12 protein-coding genes are annotated in these 15,591 nt (G+C 50.4%); all 12 read left to right on the forward strand.

Annotation, left to right across the window (positions count from 1 at the left end):
* Positions 1-73: 73 nt before the first annotated feature.
* A complete protein-coding gene (locus ACVA58_RS22295) occupies positions 74-838 on the forward strand; it encodes an isoprenyl transferase (RefSeq protein WP_446512555.1) in 765 nt (254 codons plus the stop codon).
* A 128-nt stretch (positions 839-966) separates the two neighbouring features.
* Positions 967-1,830 carry a phosphatidate cytidylyltransferase gene (locus tag ACVA58_RS22300; RefSeq protein ID WP_446512556.1) on the forward strand — a complete coding sequence of 288 codons (864 nt, stop codon included), beginning with the start codon at positions 967-969 and terminating at the stop codon, positions 1,828-1,830.
* A gap of 112 nt (positions 1,831-1,942) precedes the next feature.
* Positions 1,943-3,139, forward strand: a complete 1,197-nt coding sequence (ispC, locus tag ACVA58_RS22305) for a 1-deoxy-D-xylulose-5-phosphate reductoisomerase (protein ID WP_446512557.1) — start codon at positions 1,943-1,945, stop codon at positions 3,137-3,139.
* Positions 3,136-4,488: a sigma E protease regulator RseP gene (gene rseP, locus ACVA58_RS22310; RefSeq protein ID WP_446512558.1), complete on the forward strand. Its 1,353-nt coding sequence runs from the start codon at positions 3,136-3,138 to the stop codon at positions 4,486-4,488. Before ispC ends, rseP begins: the two co-directional genes overlap by 4 nt.
* 35 nt (positions 4,489-4,523) lie before the next feature.
* Positions 4,524-6,929: an outer membrane protein assembly factor BamA gene (bamA, locus tag ACVA58_RS22315; RefSeq protein ID WP_446512559.1), complete on the forward strand. Its 2,406-nt coding sequence runs from the start codon at positions 4,524-4,526 to the stop codon at positions 6,927-6,929.
* 19 nt (positions 6,930-6,948) lie between these two features.
* Complete coding sequence (locus ACVA58_RS22320; RefSeq protein WP_446512560.1) at positions 6,949-7,458, forward strand: OmpH family outer membrane protein; 510 nt, start codon at positions 6,949-6,951, stop codon at positions 7,456-7,458.
* Between the two features lie 280 nt (positions 7,459-7,738).
* Complete coding sequence (gene lpxD / locus ACVA58_RS22325; protein ID WP_446512561.1) at positions 7,739-8,767, forward strand: UDP-3-O-(3-hydroxymyristoyl)glucosamine N-acyltransferase; 1,029 nt, start codon at positions 7,739-7,741, stop codon at positions 8,765-8,767.
* A 96-nt stretch (positions 8,768-8,863) separates the two neighbouring features.
* Complete coding sequence (gene fabZ / locus ACVA58_RS22330) at positions 8,864-9,316, forward strand: 3-hydroxyacyl-ACP dehydratase FabZ (RefSeq protein ID WP_428656226.1); 453 nt, start codon at positions 8,864-8,866, stop codon at positions 9,314-9,316.
* Positions 9,316-10,104, forward strand: a complete 789-nt coding sequence (gene lpxA, locus ACVA58_RS22335; protein WP_446512562.1) for an acyl-ACP--UDP-N-acetylglucosamine O-acyltransferase — start codon at positions 9,316-9,318, stop codon at positions 10,102-10,104. Before fabZ ends, lpxA begins: the two co-directional genes overlap by 1 nt.
* 1 nt (position 10,105) lies before the next feature.
* Positions 10,106-11,245: a lipid-A-disaccharide synthase gene (lpxB, locus tag ACVA58_RS22340; protein WP_446512563.1), complete on the forward strand. Its 1,140-nt coding sequence runs from the start codon at positions 10,106-10,108 to the stop codon at positions 11,243-11,245.
* 1 nt (position 11,246) lies between these two features.
* A complete protein-coding gene (gene rnhB, locus ACVA58_RS22345) occupies positions 11,247-11,852 on the forward strand; it encodes a ribonuclease HII (protein WP_255042497.1) in 606 nt (201 codons plus the stop codon).
* A gap of 201 nt (positions 11,853-12,053) precedes the next feature.
* Entirely contained in the window at positions 12,054-15,533 is a 3,480-nt protein-coding gene (gene dnaE / locus ACVA58_RS22350; RefSeq protein ID WP_446512564.1) for a DNA polymerase III subunit alpha, read from the forward strand.
* The last annotated feature ends 58 nt before the right edge of the window (positions 15,534-15,591 follow it).

The raw sequence follows: 15,591 nt of genomic DNA on the forward strand, positions 1-15,591 counted from the left end.
GCCTTAATTCGATTGCTTGATATAGTTTAGGGCGCTGTGCGTGCAGCACAGCGCTTTTTTTTGAGGGATATGTATGGCAGAGCATACAATCGATACTGCGCTTGGTAGTGAAAGCTTGCCAAAGCACGTTGCCGTGATTATGGACGGTAATGGGCGCTGGGCAAAAGCCAAGGGCAAACCTCGAGTGTTTGGCCACAAGGCCGGCGTTGAAGCCGTACGTAAGACTGTCTCGACCGCAAGTCGCTTGGGGATTCAGGTTGTTACCCTGTTTGCTTTTAGCAGTGAGAACTGGCGACGCCCCGAGGATGAAGTCTCCTTGCTGATGGAACTGTTCATGACTGTACTTGGTCGTGAAGTGAAGCGCCTGCACAAGAATAATATTCGCTTGCGTATTGTTGGTGACACCCAGCGATTTAGCGAGCGGCTGCAGAAGAAAATCGCAGACGCAGAAGCCTTGACCGCCGACAATACCGGTTTGGTGCTGAACGTGGCAGCCAACTATGGTGGCCAATGGGATATTTTACAGGCAGCAAAGCGCCTTGTTCAGCAAGCTTCTGAGCAGGGCTTAACAGAATCAGATATTACTGAAGAGATGTTGGCTTCAGGATTATCCACCGCAGGCTTACCCGATGTCGATCTCTTGATCCGTACCAGCGGGGAATGTCGAATCAGTAATTTCATGCTGTGGCAGGCGGCGTACGCTGAACTTTACTTTACCGAGCAGCACTGGCCAGATTTCGATGAGCAAAGCTTTGTCGAGGCCGTTGCATGGTTTGTTAACCGGGAGCGTCGCTTTGGTTGCACTGGTGAGCAAATTCACGCATTGATGGATAAGTAATTCTTCGCTCGTCAACGCTGGCAGGATTATGTACTTTATAGGGCATCTGGCTATGGTCTTGATGCCTTTTTTACTGGTAACCGGATTACCAAAACACCGTAGCTTTCGGGCGCGGTCACAATAGAAAAATGAGAGGACGCAGTTTGCTTAAGCAACGTATTATCACCGCAGTCATTCTCGCTCCCCTAGTTATCGCAGGAATTTTCCTTTTACCTTTTCCTGCCTTTGTTGCAGCCCTTGCGGCAATTACCCTACTGGGTTTCTGGGAGTGGACACAATTTGTAGACACAAAATCGCGCTTTGTTGCGATGATCTTACCGGCAGCAGCCATGCTGATTTCGCTGGTCGTTATGCCAACCGATGTTGAAGCCTTGTCTGTGCTGGCATCATCCCATCAAGCTATGCTGCTGGTTGGCGGGCTATGGTGGATTGTCGCCTCGGCATTGGCTATAAGCTACCCGGGTAGTGCCAAAGCTTGGTCAACCACTCCTCCTCTAAAGCACCTCTTTGGTTTGTTGACTCTGCTACCTTTCTTTTGGAGTGTCTTGATGCTCCGCGCGGTAAATTACCTAGACAACCCATATCATGGCGCTAAATTAGTGATGTTGGTCTGTTTCCTAGTATGGGCCGCTGATACCGGCGCTTACTTCTCGGGTAAGCGTTTTGGCAAGAACAAGATGGCACCGGCTGTGAGTCCGAACAAGACGATTGAAGGCTTGGTCGGCGGCGCGGTATTAGCCGTGGCGGTCACTTGGGGAGGTGCGGCGCTGATGGATATTCCGTTTGCCAGTCTGTCCAGTTTGTTATTGATTGCTGTGGTGACGGTGGTTGCCTCGGTGCTAGGTGACTTGGTCGAGAGCATGTTCAAACGTGTTTCAGGCATTAAAGACAGTGGTAATATCTTGCCTGGTCATGGCGGCATTCTCGATAGAATTGATAGCCTGACCGCAGCCCTTCCTGTTTTTGCCCTACTGTATTTATGGTTAGTGTAAGCTAACCTTCCATTCCTGGCCGGCAGTGTGAGTCATTACTGACTTGTTTGCTGCCGGCTTGAGTGCCATGCTCAATTGGCCAGTCAATGATTGTTTGTTGTTAAGTGATAGTATGCGTAAGTTAACGATTCTTGGTGCGACGGGATCTATAGGTAGCAGCACATTGGCTGTTGCTGCACAGAATCCCGAGTTGTTTGACGTTGTTGCTTTGGCTGCGGGAAGCAATAGCCAGAAAATGTTTGAGCTGTGTCGTCAGTGGCAGCCTAAGTACGCGGCAATGGCCTCGGAAAATGCGGCTGCTGAGCTTAGCATCTTACTCAAGCAGCAGGGGCTAACCACTGAGGTGCTGGCAGGCGAGATTGGTATGTGCCAGGTTGCCTCGCTTGATGAGATTGACACCGTGATGGCGGCGATTGTTGGGGCGGCAGGCCTGCTACCAACGATGGCGGGGGTTAAAGCGGGGAAGCGTATTTTACTCGCCAACAAAGAAGCACTGGTGATGTCAGGCCAAATGTTTATCGATGCCTGCCGTGAGTACGGCGCCGAGCTTCTGCCAGTAGATAGCGAACATAATGCCATTTTCCAAAGCCTGCCAGAGCAGGTGCAGCGTGAAATGGGGTATTGTGATCTCGATGCGGCTGGGGTCAGTAAAATTCTCCTTACTGGCTCGGGTGGTCCGTTCCGCTATACCAACGTCAGTGAATTGGCTGCCGTGACGCCAGCGATGGCAATTGCCCACCCAAACTGGTCGATGGGGCCGAAAATTTCAGTTGATTCGGCCACCATGATGAACAAAGGGCTAGAGTTTATTGAGGCTCGCTGGCTGTTCAATGCCTCACGTGAGCAGATGGATGTCATCATCCACCCTCAGTCCGTGATCCATTCTATGGTGCAATACAAGGATGGTTCTGTCCTGGCCCAGATGGGTTTGCCTGATATGAGAACGCCAATAGCGTGTGCGATGTCCTATCCTGAAAGAGTAGACGCGGGCGTTGCCCCTCTTGATTTCAGTAAAGTCGGCGAATTTACTTTCCTTAAGCCGGATTTTTCCCGCTATCCTTGCCTGAAGCTGGCGATGGATGCTTGCTTTAGCGGACAGGCTGCGACAACGACCCTCAATGCCGCCAATGAAGAAGCGGTGGCAGCATTCTTGGGGAACCGTTTGGGCTTTACCGATATCGCCAAGGTTAATCGTCGCGTCATGGAGTCTGTGTCATTGGTTGAACCAACTGACTTGGAAAGCGTTATTGAGCTCGATAGAATGGCCCGAGTCTTGGCACAGGAAGTAATACGTAAGGTAGCGTTATGACAGGAATATTATGGAACCTAGGCGCATTTCTGCTTGCCCTTGGAATACTCATTGCCGTTCATGAATATGGACACTTCTGGGTGGCGCGTCGCTGCGGGGTCTATGTTGAGAAATTCTCTATCGGCTTTGGTAAGGCGCTGTGGCGTAAGATAGGTAAAGATGGTACTGAATATACCCTAGCGATGATCCCGCTGGGTGGTTATGTCAAGATGCTTGATGAGCGGGTCGAGCCGGTTGAATCCGACCGCCGCCATATGGCCTTCAATAACAAGAAACTGTGGCAGCGTAGCGCTATTGTAGCGGCGGGCCCGCTGGCAAACTTTGTGTTTGCCATTTTTGCTTACTGGGTCGTTTACTTGATTGGTGTTCCTGCGGTAAAGCCGGTTATCGGTGAAATTGCCCCACAATCGATTGCTGCTGAGGCAGGAATTGAAAGTGGAATGGAACTAAAGACCATTTCAGGAATCAAAACCGCAGAATGGGAATCCGTTAATATGGCGATGATTTCTCATATTGGCGATAAAGAAATGCTTGTCACCGTTACCGAGCCAGGCACTAGCTACGAAGTGGAGAAGCAACTCGACTTGTCGGGCTGGTCGTTTGACCCGGAAAGTGAGCGTGTATTGACGACATTGGGGATCACCCCATACTCGCCTGAAATTACTCTGGTCATTTCACAACTTGTGGAAGACGGAGCAGCAATTTCCGCCGGATTGCGCTTAAATGACGAAATTATTGCAATCGACGGAGAGAGCGTAACCGAGTGGCAGCAGGTCGTGGATGCAGTACGCTCCCATCCTCAGCAGGCGCTGACGATGGAGGTCTTACGTGACGGTGAGCCGGTTACCTTGTCGTTGACCCCTGGGGCGAAAACGGTGGGTGATGAACTTGTCGGTTACGCAGGGTTTGCACCCAAAGTCGACCCGTGGCCGGAGTCGTACCGCATAAACTTGCAGTATGGACCGGTTGAGGCGGTAGGCAAAGCTGCGGAGAAGACGTGGCAACTCGTGACATTAACCTTTGATATGGTGACCAAGCTGGTAACCGGTGATGTCGCGATAAAGAATTTGAGTGGCCCGATCTCGATTGCCAAAGGGGCTGGGATGACCGCCGATTACGGTATGGTTTATTTCCTAGGCTTTTTGGCCTTGATCAGTGTTAACTTGGGGATAGTCAATCTGTTACCGCTGCCGGTATTGGATGGTGGACACTTGATGTTTTTTGCCATCGAAGCGGTGACACGTCGTCCTGTTTCTGAACGTGTTCAGGATATAGGCTATAGAGTGGGCTCAGCCATTTTGGTTGCATTAATGGCTGTTGCGCTATTCAATGATTTTACCCGCCTTTAATAAGAGCGTTTTAGCAAGGAATAATCAGAACAGTAATGGCGATGAAAAAACTGTTGGTCGCAACGCTACTTCTAAGCAGTAGTGTTGCGCATAGTGCGGAACAATTTGTAGTAGACGATATCCGCTTTGAGGGCCTCCAGCGTGTTACGCTTGGTGCTGCATTGCTCCAAATGCCTGTCCGGGTTGGAGATAATGTTGATGACGGAGATATTTCCGAAATGATCCAATCGCTCTTTGCGTCGGGTAATTTCGAGGACATCCAAGTCTTCCGAGATGGTAACACCTTGCTGGTTCAGGTGCAGGAACGCCCGACGATTGCGAGTATTACCTTTTCTGGTAACAAGGCTATCAAGGAGGAGCAGCTGACAGAGAACCTGGATGCGTCTCGTGTACGTATCGGTGAATCTCTCGATCGGACCACCCTGAGCAAAATTGAAAAAGGGCTGGAAGACTTTTACTACAGCGTGGGTAAATACAACGCGACAGTGCAAGCTGTGGTGACTCCGCTGCCGCGAAACCGTGCAGACTTGAAGTTCGTTTTCACCGAAGGTGTGTCGGCTGAGATCCAGCAGATCAACTTTATCGGCAACGAAGTCTTCAGCGATGAAGATCTGCGCGATAAATTCAAGTTGCAGTCGGAAGTGTCGTGGTGGAACTTCTTTGCCGATAAGAAATACCAAAAGCAGGTACTGGCCGGGGATCTTGAAACCCTACGTTCGATGTACCTCAACAACGGTTACCTTAAGTACCGCCTCGATTCGACCCAAGTGGCGATTTCACCTGACAAGAAAGGGGTGTATATCACCCTGAAAGTCGATGAAGGTGAGCAGTACAAAGTCGATAAAGTGCAGCTGCGTGGCAACTTGCTAGGCAAGAGTGCCGAGCTGGAAGCCTTGGTCGCTATCAATAGTGGCGATGTCTACAGCGGTGCTGAAGTCACGGCTCTGGAAGAGGCGCTTAAGCGTAAGCTGGGTGAGCTCGGTTATGCTTATCCGCAGGTCAATACCATTCCTGATTTCGATGATGATAACCAGCAAGTGACCTTGGTTATTAATGTCGAGCCGGGCAAGCGTATCTACGTGCGTAATATTGCCTTTTCAGGCAACACCTCAACAAAAGATGAAGTGTTGCGCCGTGAAATGCGTCAGATGGAAGGCAGTTGGTTGAATTCCCGCTCGGTAGAGCGAGGTAAGGAACGTTTGAGCCGTACCGGTTTCTTTGAAACGGTCGATGTACAAACGGTTCGTGTTCCGGGTACCGATGATCAGGTCGACCTGAAATATGACGTCAAGGAAGCCAACGCCGGTAACATAAACTTTGGTGTCGGCTACGGTACAGAGTCAGGTATTAGTTTCCAGGCGGGTATCCAGCAGGATAACTTCTTAGGTACTGGTAACCGTTTCGGCATCAATGCGATGATGAACGATTACCAGAAAAACGTGAGCTTGGAGTATCGTGACCCGTACTTCACCCTTGATGGGATCAGTCTTGGTGGTAAGGTGTACTACAACGAGTTCGAAGCGTCAGACGCTAACATCTCGGATTATACCAACCAGAGCTATGGTGCCAGCCTGACATGGGGCTTCCCGTTTGATGAACTTAACTTCTTCGAGTTTGGCTTAGGTTACGATCACAACAAGATCTCCAATACCCAGGAATATTACCAGATCGAGAAGTTCAAGCGGATCCACGGCTTTGACCGCGGCGATAACGTTATTGACCTTGACGATTTCAACTGGTCGGTATCTTGGACTCGAAATAACCTGAACCGAGGTTACTTCCCAACGGCCGGTAACCACCAGCGTGCCTCGTTCCGGATGACGGTCCCAGGTTCTGATGCCCAGTACTTCAAGGCTCAGTATGACGTACGCCAGTACTTCCCGCTGACTGAAGAACACGACTATAGCCTATTGCTTCGCGGTCGGGTGGGTTACGGTAACGGTTATGGCACCACAGACAATGGCAGTGATCAGTTGTTGCCGTTCTATGAAAACTACTATGCGGGTGGTTTCTCTACCCTTCGTGGTTTCCGCTCGAATACCGTTGGTCCAAAGGCTGTTTACTTGGATTACAGCGGCGGCGGTAATAACCCGGATCTGGTTGGTTCGGATGATGCCGCCGGTGGTAACGCCGTGGCTCTGGCCAGTATGGAGCTGATCGTCCCGACGCCGTTTGCGTCCGTGGAGGTCCGCAACCAAATCCGTACCAGTTTGTTTGTTGATGCTGGTACTGTGTGGGATACGGAATATGATCTACGTGATTCGGATGGCCGATACATCCATGATTATTCTGACCCAACGTTGATTCGTGCAGCTTATGGTGCAGCCCTACAGTGGATGTCGCCAATGGGGCCGCTCGTATTCTCGGTTGCTAAGCCAATCAAGAAATACGAGGGTGATGATGAAGAATTCTTCACCTTCACGATTGGTCGAACATTCTAAATATTTGAGGAGATACACTTTGAAACAGTGGATGAAAGCGGCTGGCCTTAGCCTTGTTATTCTGTCGTCGTCATTTTATGCCCAAGCCGCAGAAGCCGCACAGAAAGTGGGTTATGTAGCAACTGGTCAAGCGATGGCCCAACTGGCCCAGCGTTACAATGTGCCTGAGAAACTGCGTAATGAGTTCAAGGACCGCATTGATGAGTTACGCGGCATCGAAGGTCGCATGAAGACCAAAGTTGAGAAGATGAAGCGTGACGGCGAACTGATGAGCTCAAGCGAGAAAACCAAGCTGCAACGTGAAATGCAAACTTTGGAATCAAACTACAAGCTGAAGGCTCAGGCCCTGCAGGAAGATCAGCGCCGCCGCGGTGCTGAGGAAGAGCAGAAGCTGGTTCAGAAGATCCGTAATGCAATTCAAGATGTTGCTAAGCGTGAAGGCTACGATATTGTGGTCGACGCAAACGCGGTGCTTTACGCGAGCCCGAAAGACGATCTGTCTTCTAAAGTGATTTCTGCCGTTAAGTAAGCTTGCCTTAACGTCTCAAAAATCTACGTATAAGTCGAAAGGGTGAGGGATACTTTGGTAAACTTCATGCTTTCGACTTGTTTTATTTTGGGCGGATAGCCCGACTGCATACTGGTCTTACCAAGTGGAATGATATTCTGCGCCAACATAGGCACTGATATTTAAGGTGTTCTGTCGTTGCGACGAGATAGAATTACCGGTTGGTAGGCAATACCAAGCAGAAACTGTTCTGTTTATTATCAGGTATGCCAACAAAGAATTAGAAAATATAAGGTATCGAATGGCTGGAATGACTCTTGCTGATATAGCAGTTAAGCTGGGTGCAGAACTTCGTGGTGATGGCTCTGTAGTTATCGAATCGGTTGCGGGAATGGCGACGGCCGGTGAAGGCCAGATCACCTTCCTATCGAGCAGCAAATACCGCAAGCAATTGGCAGAATGCCATGCAGCGGCAGTGATGCTTAAAGAGGCTGATGCCGAAGGGTTCGACGGTAATGCGTTACTAATGGCTGACCCTTACCTTGGATATGCCCTAGTAGCCCAATTGTTGGATACCACGCCAGCTTGTGCGTCAGACATTGCGCCGTCGGCCTATGTCGATCCAACCGCACAGTTGGGTGAAAATGTTGCTATCGGTCACAATGCCGTGATCGAAGCCGGAGCAATCATCGGCGATAATGTTCAAGTTGGTGCTGGCTGCTTCATTGGTAAAAATGCTCAGATCGGCGCAGGCACCAAGCTATGGGCTAACGTTACGATTTACCACAATGTGGTACTGGGTGAGCAGTGCCTGGTACAGTCGAGTACTGTTATTGGTGCGGATGGCTTTGGTTATGCCAACGACAAAGGCGAATGGGTGAAAATCCCGCAGCTGGGTAGTGTACGTATCGGTAACCGTGTAGAAATTGGTGCATGTACTACCATTGACCGTGGCGCGCTTGACGATACGATTATCGAAGATAATGTGATCATCGATAACCAGATGCAAATCGCCCACAATGTGCAGATCGGATATGGTACGGCAATGGCTGGTGGTACTATTGTTGCCGGTAGTACCAAAATCGGTAAATACTGCATTATTGGCGGTGCATCAGTGCTTAACGGCCATATTGAGATCGCCGATGGCGTTACGATTACCGGTATGGGTATGGTTATGCGCAGTATTGAAGAGAAGGGCATGTACTCTTCTGGTATCCCACTTCAACCAAACAGAGAATGGCGTAAGACCGCAGCTCGTACTATGAAAATTGACGAGATGAACAAGCGTCTTAAAGCCGTTGAAAAGCAGCTGGCAGCAAAAGGCGAGTAAACGCTGGGCCTGTGACTCACTCAGCAGCCAGCAAGGCTGGCGGCTTTGCTTTTCGACCAAACAGCATTTTTAATATATTTAAACAGGAATTCAGTTTTGACTAGCGAAAATAAAACGCTGAATATCACGGAAATTCAAGAGCTTCTTCCTCATCGTTACCCTTTTTTGATGATTGACCGCGTAACGCATTACGAAGAAGGTAAAACCCTGACAGGCATTAAAAATGTGTCTGTTAACGAACCTCAGTTTACGGGTCACTTTCCGAAAATGCCGGTATTCCCGGGTGTGATGATCCTAGAGGCGATGGCACAAGCAACTGGTCTGTTGGCATTCAAAACGTTTGGTGCGCCGGCGGAAAATGAATTGTATTACTTTGCCAGCGTCGATAACGGTAAATTCCGTAAACCGGTAGTGCCGGGCGATCAACTGATTATCGAGGTTGAGTTCCTGAAGGAGCGCCGCGGTATTGCTATGTTTAATGGTGTAGCAAAAGTTGATGGCGAAGTGGTTTGTTCTGCTGAGCTCAAATGTGCAAGACGAGAGTTTTAATGATCCACGAAACAGCGCAAATTCACCCTTCAGCGGTGATTGAAGAAGGCGTTAAGATTGGCGCCAATGTTACTGTCGGTCCGTTTACCTATATCGGCAAAGATGTCGAAATTGGTGATGGCAACGAGATCATGTCGCATGTCGTGATCAAGGGCCCTACCACGATCGGTAATGATAACCGTATCTTCCCGTATGCGATTGTCGGCGAAGAGTGCCAGGACAAGAAGTATAACGGTGAACCGACTCGCCTTGAAATTGGTGACCGCAATGTGATCCGCGAAAGCGTTCAGATCCACCGTGGTACCATTCAGGATAAAGGCGTGACCATTGTAGGTAACGATAACCTGCTGTGTGTTAATGCCCATATTGCCCATGATGTTGTGGTCGGTAATCATACTCACATTGGTAATAACTCGATTCTTGGCGGCCATGTAACGGTGGCTGATCATGCTGGCGTAATGGCGTTGTCTGCTATCCACCCTTTCTGTACTGTCGGTGCTTATAGCTATGTCGGTGGATGCTCGGCAGTGGTTCAGGATGTGCCTCCATATGTGTTGGCGCAGGGCAACCATGCAACCCCTTACGGCCTGAACTTGGTCGGCTTGCAACGTCAAGGCTTTGAGAAGAAAGAGCTGCATGCGCTGCGCCGTGCTTACAAGGAAATCTACCGCTCAGGCAAGACCATGGAAGAAGTGAAGCCGGTTTTGGCTGAGATGGCTGAAGAGTGGCCGTCAGTGGGGCTGTTGCTCGATGCACTGAACAACACTGAACGCGGAATTATTCGTTAATATGACGAAGCCACTTCGAATAGGAATTGTCGCCGGGGAAATCTCCGGCGATATTTTAGGTGCCGGCTTTATGAAAGCGGTGCGCGAGCAGTATCCGGATGCCGAGTTTGTCGGTATCGCTGGTCCGCGAATGCAGGCTGAAGGCTGTGAGACGCTGTTTGATATGGAAGAGCTGGCCGTCATGGGCATTGTTGAAGTGCTTGGTCGCTTGCCAAGGCTACTCAAGGTCAAGGCCGAGCTGGTTAAGTTCTTCACCGATAACCCACCGGATGTCTTTGTGGGCATTGATGCGCCGGATTTCAATCTCCGCCTAGAGCGGAACCTCAAAGATGCTGGGATCAAAACGGTGCATTATGTCAGCCCATCAGTCTGGGCATGGCGTCAAAAACGTATCTTTAAAATTGAAGCCGCTACCAATCTGGTGTTGGCCTTCCTGCCGTTTGAGAAAGCCTTCTACGATAAATTTAATGTGCCGTGTGAGTTTATTGGCCACACCATGGCCGACGCTATTCCAATGCAAACCGACCAGTTTGCCGCCCGTAAGCTGCTGGGGCTGGAGCAGGATAAGCGCTGGTTAGCGGTATTGCCAGGTAGCCGTGGCGGTGAAATGGAACTGTTGGCCCCACCGTTTATTGAGACTTGCAAGCAGCTAAAAGCTCAGCATCCTGATCTTGGTTTTGTGGTGGCCTTAGTCAACCAGAAGCGTCGGGAGCAATTTGAACTGGCATGGCGTGAAACTGCGCCTGAGCTCGATTTCGTGTTGGTGGATGATACCGCGCGCAATGTCATGATTGCTTCAGATGCAGTGCTGTTAGCGTCCGGTACGGTGGCGTTGGAGTGCATGTTGGTCAAAAGGCCGATGGTGGTGGGTTACAAGGTTAAACCGCTGACGGCGTGGCTGGCTAGCAAGATGCTCAAGACCAAATATGTATCGCTGGCCAATATCCTGGCCGATCGCGAGTTGGTGCCTGAGCTGCTGCAAGATAATTGCACCCCAGAAAATTTGGCGGTGGAAGTGAACCGTTTCTTGAGTGCTGATAATTCCGAGTTGATGGCCGAATTTACCCATCTGCACCAGCTGATCAAGTGTAATGCGGATCAGAAGGCCGCAGCGGCAGTCCTGCAACTAATTGATAAGTAAAATGAGCAAAGAACTAGAACCGTTTGAATATCCACTGGCAACTTGCATTGCCGGTGTTGATGAAGTTGGTCGCGGCCCATTGGTGGGCGCGGTGGTTACCGCAGCGGTAATTTTGGATCCGGCGAAGCCAATTGAAGGGCTCACAGACTCGAAAAAATTGTCCGAGAAGAAGCGAAACCTGCTGTTTGATGAAATCAAGGAGAAGGCGCTGGCTTGGTCATTGGGTCGCTGTGAGCCGGAAGAAATTGATCAGCTTAATATCTTGCAGGCAACCATGGTCGCGATGCAGCGAGCCGTTGCTGGGCTTGCTGTTCAGCCTGACTTCGTGTTGGTAGATGGTAACCGCATTCCTGAACTGCCGATGGCAGCGCAGGCGGTAGTGAAGGGCGATTTGCGGGTGGCTGAAATCAGTGCAGCCTCGATTCTGGCTAAAGTCACGCGTGATCGCGAGATGGAAGTGCTTGATGCTGAGTACCCGCAATATGGCTTTGCCAAGCATAAGGGTTACCCGACCAAGGCACATTTTGAAGCTTTGTCCGAACATGGGGCGATTGAGCAGCACCGTAAGAGCTTCAAACCGGTCAAGCGTATCCTCGGGCTCGATTGAGTTTGTTTGCCCTCAAATAATCTCAAGCGACCTACCTGTTGGGCTGCTTGATGTGACTGGGTATATAATCTTGCCAAATTGTGGGTTTTTGCATCCCTTTAAAATCTGCATTAGTAAAAGGTGGTGATTAGAGTCAACAGCCATGGTGCTTTGGGCTATAATCACCGTCTTGTTTTGTGAACAACTCTATTCTGGTTAGTCATGGCTGAACCTCGCTTTATTCATCTTCGTGTCCACAGTGACTTCTCTATGGTTGATGGTCTATCCAAAGTACCGCCGCTGGTGAAAACCGTGGCCGGGATGGGCATGCCTGCGATGGCGCTGACGGACTTTACCAACCTGTGCGGTTTGGTGAAATTCTACTTTGCGGCCCAAGGTGCCGGCATGAAGCCGATCATCGGTGCTGACTTCAAGGTAATGTCCGATGATATGGGCGAGGAGCTGTGTGACTTGACGGTACTGGCTGCCGACAATGACGGTTACCAGAACCTGACCATGCTTATTTCCAAGGCTTACCAACGTGGCCATGTCCAGCACCTGCCGGTGATGGATAAAGAGTGGCTGGTGGAGCATAAGAAAGGCCTGATCTTGCTGTCGGGCGGTAAAACGGGTGATGTGGGTAAAGCGCTGCTCAAAGGTAACCAGCAATTGGTCACCAAGTGCGTGGAATTTTACCAGCAGCATTTCCCTGACGCCTATTACCTTGAGCTAGTCCGTACCGGTCGTGCTGATGAAGACGCTTATTTGCACTTTGCCGTTGAACTTGCCGAGAACGTAGGTTTACCCGTCGTGGCAACCAATGATGTGCGTTTTATCAACCCTGATCAATTTGATGCCCACGAAATCCGGGTTGCTATCCATGATGGTTACACCATGGTCGATCCTAACCGACCTAAGTTGTACAGCGCTCAGCAATACCTGCGCAGCGAAGACGAAATGTGCGAGTTGTTCTCCGACATTCCGGAAGCGCTAGAAAACAGCGTAGAGATAGCTAAGCGCTGTAACGTCACGGTTCGTCTTGGTGAATACTTCCTGCCAAACTTCCCAACGGGCGATATGACCATCGAAGATTTCTTAGTTAAGGAATCGGAGAAAGGGTTGGAGCGCCGTTTGGCGTTCTTGTTCCCAGATGAAGAGGAGCGTGCCAAGCGTCGTCCGGAATATGACGAGCGTTTGGATATTGAGCTGAAGGTTATCAACCAAATGGGGTTCCCGGGCTACTTCTTGATCGTAATGGAGTTTATCCAGTGGTCGAAGGATAACGGGGTACCGGTTGGTCCGGGCCGTGGGTCGGGTGCGGGCTCCCTCGTGGCTTATGCGCTCGACATTACCGATCTTGACCCGCTGGAATTTGATCTCCTGTTCGAACGTTTCCTTAACCCAGAACGTGTATCGATGCCCGATTTCGATATCGATTTCTGTATGGATAAGCGTGATCAGGTTATTGATCACGTGGCCGAGATGTATGGCCGGGATGCGGTATCTCAGATCATCACCTTTGGTACCATGGCTGCGAAAGCGGTTATCCGCGACGTTGGCCGCGTACTGGGTCACCCTTACGGTTTTGTTGACCGGATCTCCAAGTTGGTGCCTGCTGAACCGGGGATGACCTTGGCTAAGGCATTCGAAGCCGAGCCGCAACTGCCACAGGTCTATGAGGCGGATGAGGAAGTCAAAGATCTGATCGACATGTGTCGGATCCTTGAGGGTGTGACCCGAAATGCCGGTAAACACGCTGGTGGTGTTGTTATTTCACCGACCACGATCACCGATTTTGCCCCGCTGTACTGCGATGCGGAAGGTGCCAACCCAGTTACCCAGTTCGACAAGAATGACGTGGAAACCGCCGGTCTGGTCAAGTTCGACTTCTTGGGCCTGCGTACCCTGACGATCATCGACTGGGCGCTGGGGATGATCAACCCGCGACGTGAGGAGCAAGGGAAAGAGCCGGTCAATATTGCCGCGATTCCGATGGACGATGCCAAGTCGTTCGCGATGCTGCAGCGCTCCGAGTCCACCGCGGTATTCCAGTTGGAATCTCGCGGGATGAAAGACTTGATCAAACGTCTACAACCCGACAGTTTCGAAGATATGATCGCGCTGGTTGCCCTGTTCCGTCCTGGACCGCTGCAGTCGGGCATGGTAGATAACTTTATCGACCGTAAGCACGGCCGAGAAGAAGTCTCTTACCCGGATGCGACTTGGCAACACGAATCGTTGAAAGAGATACTGGAGCCGACCTACGGCATCATCCTCTATCAGGAACAGGTGATGCAGATCGCCCAGGTCTTGTCTGGTTATACCCTGGGTGGCGCAGATATGTTGCGTCGTGCAATGGGTAAGAAAAAGCCAGAAGAGATGGCCAAGCAGCGTGCCACCTTTGAAGAAGGGGCGGTGAAGAACGGCGTTGACGGCGAGTTGGCGATGAAGATCTTCGACTTGGTAGAGAAGTTCGCTGGCTATGGTTTCAACAAATCCCACTCCGCAGCTTATGCCTTGGTGTCGTACCAGACTCTGTGGCTGAAAGCCCACTATCCGGCTGAGTTCATGGCGGCGGTAATGACCGCAGATATGGATAATACCGATAAAATTGTTGGCTTGGTGGATGAGTGTCACCGAATGAAGATCACCTTGCTACCGCCGGATGTCAACAAGGGCCTATATCGCTTCAATGTCGACGACAAGGGTGCCATTGTATATGGTATCGGCGCGGTGAAAGGGGTGGGTGAAGGCCCAATCGAAAATATCATTGCCGCGCGTGAGAAAGATGGCCACTTCAAGGATTTGTTTGATTTTTGTGCCCGCATTGACACTAAAAAAGTGAATAAGCGAGTATTGGAAAAATTGATAAAATCCGGTGCCATGGACCGTCTTGGTCCAAACCGTGCCGCGATGATGGCGACTCTCGATGATGCTATCCGTGCCGCCAGTCAGCACCATCAGGCTGAAGCGTTCGGTCAGGCCGATATGTTCGGGGTACTGACAGCAGCACCGGAAGAAGTGGAACATGCGTATGCCAATATCCCTGAATGGCCAGATAAAGTGTGGCTGGAAGGTGAGCGCGAAACGCTGGGTTTATACCTGACTGGCCACCCAATCAATGCCTATGTCTCTGAGCTCAAGCACTATACGACTTGGCGCTTGAAAGATGCCCATCCAACTGGACGTGATAAAGTAGTGAGCGTCGCCGGTCTGGTGATCGGTGCTCGGGTAATGACGACCAAACGAGGTAGCCGGATAGGTATCTTGACCCTTGATGACCGTAGTGGCCGAATGGAAGTCATGTTATTTTCCGAAGCCTTGGATCGCCACTTAGATCTCATTGAAAAAGATAAAATTCTGGTTGTTTCCGGACAGGTCAGCTTTGATGATTTCAACGGCGGCCTTAAAATGTCGGCCCGGGAAGTGCTAGACATCGCAGATGCGAGAGAAAAGCACCTACGCGGCCTTGCCATCTCGTTAACAGAGAGGCAAATTGATGAACAGTTTTTTGAACGTTTCAGCAAAGTGCTGGAACCGCACCGGGCAGGTACTGTACCTGTCAATGTGTATTATCAGCGCTCGAATGCTCGCGCCAAACTGACTCTGGGAACGGAGTGGCGTGTTACCCCGGCAGATCAATTAATTTCTGATCTTAAAATATTGCTGGGTGATAAGCAGGTTGAGCTTGAGTTTAATTAAAATAGCCCATAGTTATCAGTAATAGATACTGATAATTATGAGCAAAAGGACTGAATTG

It is taken from the genome of Photobacterium sp. DNB22_13_2 (genome assembly GCF_052873915.1).